Source organism: Roseibium sp. FZY0029, from assembly GCF_036350355.1.
In the GTDB taxonomy this organism is placed as follows: domain Bacteria; phylum Pseudomonadota; class Alphaproteobacteria; order Rhizobiales; family Stappiaceae; genus Roseibium.
The window spans coordinates 267089-279989 of record NZ_JAZDVZ010000003.1 but is presented as its reverse complement, the minus strand read 5'-3'; the positions used below and the strand labels follow the sequence as shown (position 1 = coordinate 279989).

The window sequence follows — 12901 nt, the reverse complement described above, 5'->3', positions numbered from 1 at the left end:
CAACGAAAAAAGCTTACCGAAGGTTCTACTCGCTTTTCCAGTGCGGGGCAGGTTGTCCGTTTTTCAATCCGTGCTTCAGCCACTCGTCCCAGCTTGCTTCTATCCTGTTATAGGTTCCATCTTCGCGTATGGCGCTCAACCCGCGGTCGAGGAGTGCGGCCACCGATTTTGACCGCTCGGGTGTATTCTTTGAAAAAGACACGAAGAGACCGAGCATGGCGAGCTCATGTATGGCTATCGGCGCCGGGGAGATGAAGTTCTGGCTGTTGCTGATGTGAAACGCGGCGACCTTCTCGTAAACCACGGCGTAGTCCGTGCGCCCCTTTGCCGTCAGCGCAAGTGTTTGAAGATCCGAGTCCACTTCCACCTTCGCAATCGTCTCATCTGCGTCGAAGGCGTCGGTATAGGTGTACCCCCTGACCACAGAAAAGGTCTTGTTCTTGAAGAAGTCGGGATGAAATTCCGCCGTGTTTTCCGGGTGGCTGTAGATCAGAATCTTCCCGTAAAAAAGCGGTGTCTGATGGAAAATGTAGTTCCGCCGGTTTTCATCCGACCCCGTAGTGTTGAAGCATCCGAGCTGCCGGCCCTGGGTCACTTCCCGAACGCACCTGTTATAAGGCATGACATTGAGAGTGACGGAGCAATGTTCCGCGCTGAAGGCCGCGTTAACGAGATCCACGGCAAATCCACGAAGCTCTCCTTGGTAGAAGCCGGCGTAAGGAAAAAAGGAATCTTCCGCCGCAATGACGATCTCCTGGCTCAACGCGCATTTCGCGGATTGGTCTGCATTTGCGGGCCCGGTCGCCAATAACAGGGTCGAGCTGCAAGTCACCAGCGCAAGGGACAGACTCAAGGAAAGCTTCGCAAGCAATGCCTTTGCCTGGCAGGCTGTCCGTGAAGGCGAAGAACCCATTTCGGTGGCCGATCCTTTCTGTGTTTGGATACCAGTTCGCTCCTGGCTGTCGGGCGGGTGTCTCAGTTTAACCTAGCGATCTCAAACATTGGCTTTGTAAAAGACCGTGCCATAAGACGATGCATGGAGTTGCAACGACTGAGAATCTCATAGACGATCAGTATACAGATGAGTTGCAGCGTTTGTCTTGCACCATTGTTACAAGTTGCAATCACCAGCGCGTATCCACCAAAGCTTCCGGTATGCCTGCATTTTCCGCTTGCCTTCTTGACCCTCGCGCCAAGATGCTGTTTTTGCGGTGCAGCGATTTTGAAAGGTGCCTCCGGGCGGACGGAGGCCAACAGGCTGACGGAAAACTGGCAGTGAGGGGCATATGGAACACTACCATCTGGTTGTGATCGGCAGCGGGCCGGCCGGACGCAGGGCGGCAATTCAGGCAGCAAAGTTCGGCTATAATGTGCTGGTGGTGGAACGCGGACGGCGGGTTGGCGGCGTTTCCGTGCACACAGGCACCATTCCTTCAAAGACGCTGCGTGAAACCGTGCTGAACCTGACGGGCTGGCGCGAGCGCGGCTTTTATGGCCGTTCGTACCGGGTGAAGGAAGACCTCACGGCAGCAGACCTGCGTGCGCGCCTGCACATCACCCTCAACCATGAAGTCGAGGTTCTTGAGCATCAGTTTGCCCGCAACAAGGTCGATACGATCCGGGGCGAGGCGAAGTTCATCGAACCGCACAAGATCGAGGTGGAGGGGGATGCCGGAGACCTTCATCACATTACCTCGGACAAGTTCATCATTGCCGTTGGCACCAAACCCTTCCGTCCCGGCTATGTGCCTTTCGACGGAGAATTCGTCCTCGACAGTGACGAGATCCTGGAGCTGACCGAGCTGCCTCGGTCGATCGCTGTCATCGGGGCAGGTGTCATCGGGGTCGAATACGCTTCGATCTTCTCTGCACTTGATGTGCATGTCACGCTAGTCGAACCGCGCGACACCATGCTCGACTTTCTGGACAAGGAACTCGTTGCGGACTTCACGCACCAACTGCGGGACCGTGGCATTGCGCTGCGGTTCGGAGCGAAGGTCGAGAAGATCGAAAAACACGGTCCCGCGGATTGTGAAATCACGCTGGAGGGGGGGCGTTGCATCCGGTCGAACGTCATTCTGTTCGCAGCCGGCCGGATGGGAGCAACGCCGAACCTGAACCTGCAAAGTTGCGGACTGGAAGTAGATCACCGAGGCCGTCTGAAGGTCGATCCGATGACGTTCCAGACCGACGTGCCGCATATCTTCGCGGCCGGCGATGTCATCGGCTTTCCAAGCCTTGCCTCGACATCGATGGAGCAGGGGCGCATAGCAGCCTGCCATGCGTTGGGCGAGAAAGCCTACGATCCGCCCGAGTATTTTCCCTATGGCATCTATGCGGTGCCTGAAATCTCAACGGTCGGTATGACAGAGGAAGAGATAAAGAACCGCGGCATTCCATACGAATGCGGTGTCGCCCGTTTCCGGGAAACATCGCGCGGCCACATCATGGGTCTCGATAGCGGCATGCTGAAGATGATCTTCTCGCTCAAGACGAGACGGCTTCTCGGATGTCACATTGTCGGGGAAGGCGCGACGGAACTCGTCCATATCGGGCAGGCGGTGCTCAATCTGCGCGGCACACTGGAGTATTTCGTGGAAAATACCTTCAATTATCCGACGCTGGCTGAAGCTTACAAGATCGCCGCGCTCGACGCCTGGAACCGCATGCCGCCGCTGGAGCATTGAACCAGCGGCTTGCAGCGCTACGTGGCTAGCTCAGGAGACTTTTCGGCTTGAAGCTGCTTGCCGGATGGGCTGGAATATGAGGGCCGACAGCGCTCAGCAGAGCCAGCAATTCTCCGGCACGCTTGCCTGGGTGACTTCGCCGCCGTCCTCGATCCAGTGGGCTATTCCCTTTTCGACGTTGACCACATTGGTAAAGCCAGCCTGACCAGCCAGATATTCCGACAGGGCCTGGCTGCGCCGGCCGGTCTGGCACAGAAACACGACTTCATCCGACGGGCCGTTAATCAGTTTCTGCAATTCGCTGCCGAAGGCAGGGTTCACCTGACCGCTGTCGTTGAAGAACGTGACCAGGTGACTGCCAGGAATGACGCCGGTCTGCTTCCATTCATCAGGGCGACGGATATCGATGACCGTGACACCAGAGGCGAGCTTCGCCTTCAGAGTGCTATTGTCGATATTCGAGAATTTCTTCGCCTTGACCTCAAGCAGTTCGATTTCGAATTTCAAGGTGGCATCAGGCGGAATGACCCCACCCGCGCCTTGTGAGCCGTAAGCCATGTCCGGCGGAATGATCAGCTCGCGCTTGCCACCGACCTGCATTCCCTCGACGCCTTTTTCCCAACCGGGAATTACCCGCCGTTCCCCAAGCGTGAACGAAAAGGGGGTGCCGCGGTCGACACTGGAATCGAACTTCGTTCCATCCATCAGCCAGCCTGTGTAGTGCACCACCACCGTTTCGCCGACATTCGCTTCTTCGCCAGTCCCTTTTTCAATATCGCGGATCTGCAGCTCTTCCTGGGCTTTTGCCGGCAGAATGAAGAGCAGGATGGCGAAAAAACGCGTAACCCATTTGAGCATGATGTGTCGTCCCGGTGTTTGTTCGGTCGAAGAATTCTTCATCTGGAGCCGAAAGACAATCCGGTTTGTATTCACAGTGACGCCAAGTCACAACACCCGCATCGTTCCAGAGGCTGCCCGACCCAAGGCCGGTCCCATCAAGGCACGCGACCGTGTCAGAATTTTCCCAGGGGATCATTGACGGAGCGAATGAGCTTTTCCAGAAGGTCCGACAAGTGCAGTTGTTCTTCTTCAGTCAGTCCGTTGACGGCCCGTTGCTGCGTCTCGATGTAATTGGGCATCTGATCCTTGATCAGCTTCAGTCCCTTTTCAGTCAGGCACACGGTCAGCGCCCGCCTGTCGTCCGGGTGCGGGCAGCGTTCCACAAGACCGGCCTTTTCCAGCTTGTCCACGCGCGCCGTCATGCCACCAGAACTCATCATCGTTGTCCGGTAGAGCTCCGTAGGCGTGAGCTTGTAGGGTGGACCTGATCGCACGAGCGTTGCCAGAACATCGAACTCACCCGTCTTCAGCCCGATCTCCGCATAGGCAGGCGCAAGATAGTCGCGTGCCAGCACCTGCGCAGCTTCGTTCAATCGCCCCAGCAGAACCATCGGAGACAGTTTTTCCGCAATCTCGGGTATTTCCCTTTGCCATTGCCTGCGCGCACGCTCGGCGCGGTCAATGAGCAAGTCTTCCGGATCGCCAAAGAGGTGATCGGACGGCTTCAAAGGGTCACTCGACCGGTTGGTCATCGCCGGGAACTCCAGATGATTTTATGCCAGACGAAACGCTGCTTCGTGAGACTGGCGAGGCAGCATAAATAACTGACATATCGACTATTTTTTGTTCCGAATAGTGTCGGGTTTGAGTGGGAGTGTCAACCGCATCAAGAATCTTTACATCAAGTATCTTGTAATCAAGATAAAATGAGTTATCTCTTTCCCAAGCGAGGCTGCATCGTGTGGCCGAAGATGAGTGAGGAAGGACAGTCCGATGGCGGACACAACCAGACCGGGAGCCCACGCAGGTGCGGCTTCCCTTCAGCAACAGGCAGAGCTCTCCGTCGTCCGGCGCGGAAGTCCGCTGGATCAGCCACTGGTGCTGTTATTGATTGTCGGCGGCTTTCTCGCCGTCTCCACGGTGATTGCAAAAGCTGCACCGATGACCGGCTGGCATCCCTTGGCGCTGTTGCAATGGTCCATCCTGGGAGGTGCGGTGGGGTTGTTCGCCATCACCAGGATCTCGGCGAGGGGAAGCATGGCAGGAGTTGGAAGCACGAGCGTCAGCAGGGGCAAATTTGCCTTGTATCTGATGGTCAGCGGCCTCCTGTTCATTGCCCCGAACATGATTGCAGTCGTTTCCGCGCCGAAGGTCGGCGCAGGTTTTGTTTCCCTGAGCTACGCCTTTCCGCTGGTTCTGACCTATGGCTTTGCCGTCTTGTTGCGCATCGAACGGTTTCAGGTACTGCGCGGGGCCGGTGTTCTGTTCGGTCTCGCCGGTGGCGTGCTGCTGGCTGCTTCGGGACGACAGCTTTCCGTGGAGGCTTCCTGGTGGGCGATGGTTGCCTTGTCTATCCCGGTGTTCCTGGCCTTCGGCAATATCTATCGCACGCTGAAGTGGCCTTCCGGCGCGCGACCTGTCGATCTCGCCCTTGGCATGATGCTGGTCGGGTTCCTGGCGCTGGGGCTTTTCACCGCGATCGCCGGTATTCCCGTTGCACCGGTCGCCTGGACCGCAGAAGCGACCGGTTTGCTGGCTGCGCAAATAGCCATCTTCGCATTCCAGTACGGGCTCTATTTTCGCCTGCAGCACACTGCTGGGCCCGTTTATCTCAGCCAGATCGGTTCTGTTGCAGCGGTAATCGGCCTTGGTCTCGGATATCTGGCCTTTGGTGAAGTGCCTAACCTTCCGAAACTGGCGGCTGTTGCTGCTGTCGGGGCAGGGATTGTGCTCGTCAGCAAAGGGCGCGCCAGCGGTCTCAAAAAGACGAGTTGAACATGCCGCGGATTGAAGACCGGTCCGGCAGCGCACAGCCGGACCGGTTTCAAACGTTTGCGGGAAGCTTAAACGGCCCTGGAATGAGGCCCATGCCTGAGCCGCGGTTCACGGGGGAGAGGAGAAACGCAATGGATCGAGCCAGCTCCCATGAAAGGCATTACCCCCAGAGCCAGGCCGCTCCGCGCACGCCGGAACTGTCGCCATGCATGGCCTTGCGGATCGGCGTTTCGTAAGTGTCCGAGAAGATGTATGGCTCCATTGCCGCAGGAAGGTCTGCATAAAGCTCATCGATATTCGACATGCCGCCGCCCAGAACGAACACATCCGGGTCGAGAAGATTGGCAGACATGGCAAGCGCACGGGCAAGGCGGCTGACGTAGGCCTCATAGACGGCGGTTGCCACCGTATCACCAGAGCGTTTCAGCGCCATGATCTCGTGGCCCTTCAGCAGTGTTCCGGTCCTGTCCTTGTAATCAAGCTGAAAGCCGGTTCCTGAGCACCAGCGGTCGATGGCGCCCTTGTGACCGATCCAGCTATCCGGACCTGGGTATTCTTCCGGCTTCAGCCACGGAACGGTGATGGCACCCCATTCACCGCCAATGCCGTTGGCGCCGAGGTGAGCCTTAGCGTCGATGGCGATGCCCGATCCGCTACCCGTGCCGATGATGATGGCGTGTACGATGTGAGCTCCGGCGCCAGCACCGTCGGTCGCTTCCGACACCGCCAGGCAATTGGCGTCGTTCTGGATGCGGACCGGACGGCCGAGCACCCTTTGCAGATCCTTGTCCAGGGGCTTCCCGTTCATCCAGGTGGAATTTGCGTTCTTGACGAGGCCCGTCTTGGGCGACAGCGACCCTGGAATACCGAGACCGAGCGTTCCCGTCTGGCCGGTTGCCTGCTCGGCACATTCGACCAGAAAACGGACAGCCTCCAGACACCCTTCATAGTCGTCTCTGGGAGTGTCGACCCGTTGCCGAAACAATTCCTCGCCCTCGTTGGAAAGAGCGATGATTTCGATCTTGGTGCCACCCCAGTCAATTCCCAGCCGCATTTTCACTCCATCCGTCTTGGCAGTTCGAAGGCAGCCGTCTGGCCGTCTTCAAGTTCGCTTGTCTGTTTCCCGTAGGTTTTGAACTTTTTCAAGATTGCGCTCATTTCTTCGGCGTTCAGGATCACCGGGTCGCCGAGTGTCAGAGCCGACAGATACTGATCCGCCAGATCTTCAACACCTTCCGCCACCGAAAGAGCCTTTTGCAATGTTGCGCCTCCGGCGATCTGTCCATGGTTCGCAAGCAGGCAGGCGTTCCTGTCTCCCAGAGCAGCGATCATCGCTTCGGAAAGGGCTTTCGTGCCGAAGGTTGCATAATGCGCACAGTCGATGCGGTCACCGCCGGCAAGCGCGACCATGTAATGGAACGCGGGAATGCCACGCCGGTGGCACGAGAGGGCGGTTGCGCGCGGGCTGTGACAATGGACCACCGCGCCGCAGTCAGGTTTTGCCAGATAGAAGTCGAGATGCATACGCCACTCGGAAGACGGCAGCGTTTCACCGCGGTAGCAGCCATCCCAGTCCAGCGGAACGATCATGTCTTCGGTCAGATTTTCATAAGGAGTACCCGACGGCGTCACCAAAAAACCGGATTCGGTGCGTGCACTGACATTTCCAGAAGTGCCTTTCGTCAGTCCGAGACGCGGCAAGGCGCGGGCAGTCTCTATGATCGCGCGGCGCAGCTCGGACGTATCGTCTGGAAAGGTGGGCATTCGGGGCCTCTTTGGGTCTGGTTCGGCCGCAAGCCTATCGTTTAAAAGCGCGGCCGTGAAAGCGGCGCTTAGATGACAGGTATCCGGTTGCCTTTTCAAGGTATTGGTTTGATATATCCCGAGCCTTCGACCAGACGGTGAAGGATCGCGGTGTTAAGGGACTGCATGGCGGGTTTTGCAGACAAGCTCAGGCATTTGTTTGGATCGGCTGCAATGTCGGCAGACCGGACGGGTCGGGGCGAGCAATCCAGACCAAGACCCGGACCGCTTTCCAAAGGACCACGCTGGGCTGAGCCGGACGGAGAAACGCTGTCTGACGGAGGCAAGCCCAACAGGCCCGGTCTGCCGCCACGCGTTGCCAGGTCCAGGAGCCGTGCTCAGGTGACGCCCTATTACATCTGGGGAACGCTGGCACTTCTGGCAGCAGGTTTTGCCGTTGGAGGTCTGTTCCTGCACCTTGTTCAACAGCAGGGGGAAGACAGCGTCGTCACATCACCCCTGATGCCGGACCCGCTATCGTCCTTGCAGCCTCCGGCGAGGAACGTGCTGCTGGCCCCGGAGCCGGAACTTGCAGCCGAACTGAAGCGCAGCTTTCTGGGGCGGCCAGATCAACTGTGTGACGAGTTGCGCTCGCTGGGCCTCGGAAATCCGGGTTGGCGCCGGGCTCCCTTCAGTGCGGACCGCTGGCAATGCGCATCAGACCTGGTGCCCTTGACCACGCCGAGCGTCGACTATGGCTCGACAACTCTCTTCTTCCTGCTGCGCGGCCCCTCGGACAACCGCATCGACTATCTGCGGCTTAAACTGGTGGTGGAGGATCCGCGCCAGATGCAGATAGGGCTCGATGCGGTCTGGCTGGTGATCGACGCCCTGGCCCTGCGTTACGGCTGGACGGTGCCGGAAGTCTTTCGAGAGGCGGTTTCCGGCTTCAGGCAACTGGAAACGAACCACAGGGGTGTTCGCATGTCGGTTGCGCCGGAAGATCCCAAGCTGACAGGGGATCCGCTGGCAAGCCAGCGGCTCAATATCATTCTCGACTTTGGCGAGCCGGACCTGATCCGGCCCGCCGACCGGTTTGAAAAAGCGCCGCCTCTTGAGAGCGGCTGGAGCGTCAAGGCCCCGAACGCTCCGGCAGGGGAATGAATTCCTCCGCGTCGCCGGGAACCGTATCGAACCGTCCCAGCCGCCAGTCTTCCTTGGCCTGCTCAATGCGTTCCTTTGATGAAGACACGAAGTTCCACCAGATATAACGCCGGCCATCCATCGGTTCCCCGCCAAGCACCACAAAACGGGCGGGCAGGGGCGAGGTGTTTTCAATCACCAGATGATCGCCCGGCTTGAACACCAACAGCTGGGCCGGATCAAAACTCTGGCCCGCGATGGTGATCTGGCCAGAGACAGTGTAAAGGCCACGTTCTTCCCAACCGGCATCCAGCGGGATCCTGGCTCCCGGTTCCAGCGTGATATCTGCATAGAACATGTCGGAGGCTGTCTTCACCGGTGCCTTGTGGCCATAGAGCTCCCCAGCGATGAGCTTGACCGAAGCGCCCTTGTCGGAAAACTCGGGCTGTTCCTCAGTGCCGTGATGCTGGAAGGTCGGGTCAGTCTCTTCCAGATGTTTGGGCAGGGCAACCCAGCTCTGCAGGCCGAAAAGGGGGCGTTTTTCCTGCAATCGTTCCGGACGCTCACGTTCTGAATGCACGATGCCCTTGCCCGCGCTCATCCAGTTCAGGGCACCGGGCGCAATCGCGATCTCCGTTCCGAGGCTGTCACGATGGTACATCTCGCCTTCAAAGAGATAGGTCACTGTCGCCAGACCGATATGGGGATGAGGGCGCACGTCGATGCCGCCGCCAACCAGCAACTCTGCAGGTCCCATCTGGTCGAAGAAGATGAACGGACCAACCATCCGTCTCCTGGCGGAGGGCAGAGCGCGCCTCACCGAAAATCCGCCGAGATCGGACGTTCGCGGAACGATGATCGTTTCTATCGGGTCACAGCTTGCAGCATTTCCCGCCACGGGATCGGGGCAATTCAACCAGCTCATCTGCCTCTCCATCACAGAATAGTTCGTCTTGCAGGTTAGATAGGCACCGAGAAGCGGAAGTGTCCATTGAACAGTCTGTTTCGGGTTTTCATCCCCTGCACAATCTGTATAACGACCGGCCCTTCCTTACTTGCTTTTGTTTGGTGCGACATGAAACGCGTGATGATCGTAGGCGGCCCGGGCTCGGGAAAAAGCACGCTTGCCGTTGCCCTTGGCCGGAAAACCGGATTGCCCATCTACCATATGGACAAGATCCATTACCGCTCCGGTTGGAACGAACGGACGCGAGAAGAGAAAGACCGTCTGACGCATGAGGTCCATTTGAAGGATGCGTGGATCTTCGAGGGCGGTCATTCAAGCACCTATGCGGAGCGAGTTGAACGTGCCGACACTTTCATCTGGCTCGATGTCCCGGTTATGCGCCGCATATTTCGAGTGCTGAAACGGTCGGTGAAATACAATGGGCAAAGCCGTCCTGATCTGGCGGAAGGCTGCCCGGAGCAGTTCAACTGGCAGACGGTTGATTTCCTGAAGTTCATATGGCGAACCAGACACTCGGCCAGAGCCAAGTTGGAGCGCATCTACAGTGATCCTCCGAAGCATCTGACAGTCTATCGCCTCCGGTCTCTTGCCGAGGTCAATGAGTTTCTGGCGGACTGTCGGGAGCGAGACTGAAGATCTATCCGGTCTCTTGACAGTTGCACCTAACGAGCGGCACAAAAGGGGCTCACCCGGGGTGCCTCTAGAAGAGGCTGAGATACTGCTGGCGCGACTGCGCAGTGCAGGGACCCGACGAACCTGATCCAGGTCATGCTGGCGAAGGGAAGGTGTTCTCGGCCAACTGCGGTTGCCACGGCAATGCGACCACCCCGGCCACCTTTCCAAGCTGACTGTCCGAAATGCGGGGCCTGTTCCGGTCCTTGCGGAGATTCGTTGAATGCAGGCGGTCTACCAGACATTCCGAGATGGCGAACGACTGACGTCCTCCCTGGCAGGAGAGGCGGGATGAAGGTCGGTATCAAAGGGGCCGGAGTTGCCGGTCTGGCTCTGGCACAAGAGCTTGTCTCGCGTGGTGTGCGGGTGGAGTTGCTGGAAAAACACAAGGATCTTACCGCCAGTGCCTCCTGGCTTGCTGGCGGTATGCTGGCGCCTTGGTGCGAGCGGGAAAGTGCCGAAGAGGATGTTCTGCGGCTCGGGCAAGCCTCCATTGGCTGGTGGAGCAAGGTTCTGCCGGGGCACGTCCGGCACAATGGCACGCTGGTTGTTGCCGCGCCGCGCGATGCTGGTGAACTCAACCGGTTTGCCTCTCGGACCAGCGGCTTTACATGGCTCGACAGTGAAGCGCTGGGCGCACTCGAGCCGGACCTTGCGGGCCGATTTGCAAAGGGACTTCATTTTGCCGGAGAAGCCCATCTCGATCCGCGGCAAGCTCTCACGGCGTTGCTGGCAAAAGTGTCTGAGAGCGGTGCAGAGGCCAGTTTCGAGACCGAGCACTTTGCTTCGGCGCCCGATCTTGTCGCCGATTGTACCGGCATGGCTGCGCCCGATCCGCACCTGCGGCCCGTTCGCGGTGAAATGCTGCTGCTCCACGCGCCGGATGTCTCACTTTCGCGGCCTGTGCGTTTTCTGCACCCGCGCATCCCGGTCTATGTCGTGCCGCGTGACATCGGGGTCTTCATGGTCGGGGCGACCATGATTGAAACCGGCGACCGGGAGGCGGTCAGTGTTCGGTCGACCATGGAACTCCTCAATGCCGCCTACAGCCTGCATCCTGGCTTTGCGGAGGCAAAGATCATCGAAACCGGGGCGGGCCTGCGCCCGGCCTATCCCGACAATCTCCCTCGCGTCACGCTTTCCGGCAACACGTTGTCACTGAACGGATTTTACCGGCACGGCTTCCTGCTTGCCCCGCATTTTGCCATCGAGGCAGCAGACAGGATCGTGCAACATCTTCAGGAGAAGTCCCTTGAAGCTAACCATTAACGGCGAACCTCAGGAAGTTGCCAGCGCGACGCTGGCTGCCCTTCTGCATGAACTGGCCTATGACCATGAGTTCCTGGCCACGGCGCGCAACGGCGAACTCGTGTGTGCGGAAGAACGGAGCGCTTGTGTCCTTGAGGCGGGCGACCGGATCGAGATCCTGTCACCAATGCAGGGAGGCTGACGATCATGTTTGAAGTTTATGGGGAAACGTTCGCATCGCGTTTTCTGCTCGGAACGGCGCAATATCCTTCACCGCAAATCCTGGCGGATGCGGTAAGGGCATCGGGTGCAGAAATTCTGACCGTGTCTCTCCGGCGAGAAACGGCCGGAAATGGCACAGGTGGGCGGTTCTGGGACCGAATCCGGGAATTGAACGTCAAGGTGCTGCCCAACACCGCCGGGTGTCACTCGGTGAAGGAAGCGGTTACCACCGCAAGGATGGCGCGGGACCTTTTTGGAACCGACTGGATCAAGCTGGAAGTGATCGGCCATCACGACAGCCTGCAGCCGGATGTCTTTGGCCTTGTGGAGGCGTCACGCATCCTGAGCGATGACGGCTTCGAGGTGTTTCCTTATACGACGGACGATATTGTGGTCGGTGAACGGCTGCTTGAGGCAGGCTGCCAGGTGTTGATGCCCTGGTGCGCGCCGATCGGTTCAGCGAAAGGGCCGGTCAATCCGGATGCCCTTCGTTCTTACCGCAGTCATTTCAGTGGCGTTCCTCTTGTCGTGGATGCCGGTCTTGGCCGGCCGTCTCACGCGGCCACTGTACTTGAACTCGGCTTTGATGCGGTGCTGCTGAACACGGCCGTAGCGAAGGCCGGTGATCCTGTCGCCATGGCAAGGTCATTTGCGATGGCAATCGAGGCCGGTCGACTGGCCTACGAAGCCCAACCCCTGGAACCTCGTGACATGGCGGTTCCTTCTACTCCGGTACTCGGAATGGCGGTTTTTGAATGAAACTCGATCCCTTTTATCCCATCGTTGACAGTTCCGACTGGATCGAACGGCTGGTGCCGCTTGGCATCAAACTGGTTCAGCTACGCATCAAGGACGTGAGCGATGATATCCTGCGCAAGGAAATCGCGGCTTCCAGGAGCGTTTGCGTGAAACATGGCTGCCAACTTGTCGTCAACGACTATTGGCAGCTTGCAATCGAGGAGGGGTGTGATTTTGTCCATCTTGGTCAGGAAGACCTTGCCGCGGCTGATGTCGCAGCCATTCGCAAGGCAGGCTTGAAGCTTGGAGTGTCGACCCACGACGGCGAAGAACTGCAGACAGCTCTTTCTACCGAGCCCGATTATGTCGCCCTCGGCCCCGTCTATCCGACAATCCTGAAAGAGCTCAAATGGGCCCCGCAAGGCGTTGAGAAGATCGGCCGCTGGAGGCAGCAGATCGGCAGTCTACCCCTGGTGGCCATTGGCGGCCTCAACCCGGAGCGTCTGCCTGGTGTGTTTGAGAATGGCGCGGATATCGCGGCCGTCGCCACTGACATCACGCGCAATGCCGATCCGGAAGCGCGCACGAGGGAATGGATTGAGGCGACGCAGCGCTGGCGGTAGCAGGCCCGCTTTTCGGTTTGGTT

The 12901-nt window shown here is 58.5% G+C and carries 14 protein-coding genes and 1 riboswitch; of the genes, 8 read left to right on the top strand and 6 right to left on the bottom strand.

Going from position 1 to position 12901, the window contains the following annotated elements:
• Window positions 1-25 precede the first annotated feature (25 nt).
• Window positions 26-871 carry a substrate-binding periplasmic protein gene (locus V1T76_RS09685; RefSeq protein ID WP_330560464.1) on the bottom strand — a complete coding sequence of 282 codons (846 nt, stop codon included), beginning with the start codon at window positions 869-871 and terminating at the stop codon, window positions 26-28.
• Window positions 872-1286: 415 nt separating this feature from the next.
• Between V1T76_RS09685 and sthA the strand changes: the two genes are divergently transcribed.
• Window positions 1287-2687: a Si-specific NAD(P)(+) transhydrogenase gene (gene sthA, locus V1T76_RS09680; protein WP_330560463.1), complete on the top strand. Its 1401-nt coding sequence runs from the start codon at window positions 1287-1289 to the stop codon at window positions 2685-2687.
• Window positions 2688-2780: 93 nt separating this feature from the next.
• Here the strand turns inward: sthA and V1T76_RS09675 are convergent, their stop codons facing one another.
• Both V1T76_RS09675 and V1T76_RS09670 read right to left on the bottom strand, forming a co-directional pair.
• Window positions 2781-3545, bottom strand: a complete 765-nt coding sequence (locus V1T76_RS09675) for an FKBP-type peptidyl-prolyl cis-trans isomerase (protein WP_330560462.1) — start codon at window positions 3543-3545, stop codon at window positions 2781-2783.
• Window positions 3546-3700: 155 nt separating this feature from the next.
• Window positions 3701-4279 carry a MarR family winged helix-turn-helix transcriptional regulator gene (locus V1T76_RS09670; RefSeq protein ID WP_330560461.1) on the bottom strand — a complete coding sequence of 193 codons (579 nt, stop codon included), beginning with the start codon at window positions 4277-4279 and terminating at the stop codon, window positions 3701-3703.
• A gap of 241 nt (window positions 4280-4520) precedes the next feature.
• Here V1T76_RS09670 and V1T76_RS09665 point away from each other — a divergent pair, with 241 nt between their 5' ends.
• The gene (locus V1T76_RS09665; protein ID WP_330560460.1) at window positions 4521-5522 is read left to right on the top strand and encodes a DMT family transporter; all 1002 of its coding nucleotides are present in this window, start codon (window positions 4521-4523) and stop codon (window positions 5520-5522) included.
• Window positions 5523-5682: 160 nt separating this feature from the next.
• Here the strand turns inward: V1T76_RS09665 and V1T76_RS09660 are convergent, their stop codons facing one another.
• A complete protein-coding gene (locus V1T76_RS09660; protein WP_330560459.1) occupies window positions 5683-6576 on the bottom strand; it encodes an ROK family protein in 894 nt (297 codons plus the stop codon).
• Window positions 6577-6578: 2 nt separating this feature from the next.
• On the bottom strand, window positions 6579-7286 hold the full coding sequence (locus tag V1T76_RS09655) for a class II aldolase/adducin family protein (protein ID WP_330560458.1): 708 nt from the start codon (window positions 7284-7286) through the stop codon (window positions 6579-6581).
• A 381-nt stretch (window positions 7287-7667) separates the two neighbouring features.
• Here V1T76_RS09655 and V1T76_RS09650 point away from each other — a divergent pair, with 381 nt between their 5' ends.
• Complete coding sequence (locus V1T76_RS09650; protein ID WP_330560457.1) at window positions 7668-8429, top strand: DUF6030 family protein; 762 nt, start codon at window positions 7668-7670, stop codon at window positions 8427-8429.
• Here V1T76_RS09650 and V1T76_RS09645 read toward each other — a convergent pair.
• A complete protein-coding gene (locus tag V1T76_RS09645) occupies window positions 8398-9333 on the bottom strand; it encodes a pirin family protein (protein WP_330560456.1) in 936 nt (311 codons plus the stop codon). The genes V1T76_RS09650 and V1T76_RS09645 overlap by 32 nt on opposite strands.
• Before the next feature lie 150 nt (window positions 9334-9483).
• Here V1T76_RS09645 and V1T76_RS09640 point away from each other — a divergent pair, with 150 nt between their 5' ends.
• The 5 genes from V1T76_RS09640 to V1T76_RS09620 all read left to right on the top strand — a co-directional run bounded on the left by V1T76_RS09640 (window position 9484) and on the right by V1T76_RS09620 (window position 12878).
• On the top strand, window positions 9484-10008 hold the full coding sequence (locus V1T76_RS09640) for a DNA topology modulation protein FlaR (RefSeq protein WP_330560455.1): 525 nt from the start codon (window positions 9484-9486) through the stop codon (window positions 10006-10008).
• 47 nt (window positions 10009-10055) lie between these two features.
• Window positions 10056-10176: riboswitch (TPP riboswitch) on the top strand.
• A gap of 162 nt (window positions 10177-10338) precedes the next feature.
• Window positions 10339-11316: a glycine oxidase ThiO gene (gene thiO / locus V1T76_RS09635; RefSeq protein ID WP_330560454.1), complete on the top strand. Its 978-nt coding sequence runs from the start codon at window positions 10339-10341 to the stop codon at window positions 11314-11316.
• Complete coding sequence (gene thiS, locus V1T76_RS09630; protein WP_330560453.1) at window positions 11300-11497, top strand: sulfur carrier protein ThiS; 198 nt, start codon at window positions 11300-11302, stop codon at window positions 11495-11497. Before thiO ends, thiS begins: the two co-directional genes overlap by 17 nt.
• Before the next feature lie 5 nt (window positions 11498-11502).
• Entirely contained in the window at window positions 11503-12276 is a 774-nt protein-coding gene (locus V1T76_RS09625) for a thiazole synthase (RefSeq protein WP_330560452.1), read from the top strand.
• On the top strand, window positions 12273-12878 hold the full coding sequence (locus V1T76_RS09620; RefSeq protein WP_330560451.1) for a thiamine phosphate synthase: 606 nt from the start codon (window positions 12273-12275) through the stop codon (window positions 12876-12878). The genes V1T76_RS09625 and V1T76_RS09620 overlap by 4 nt, the downstream gene beginning before the upstream one ends.
• Window positions 12879-12901 lie beyond the last annotated feature (23 nt).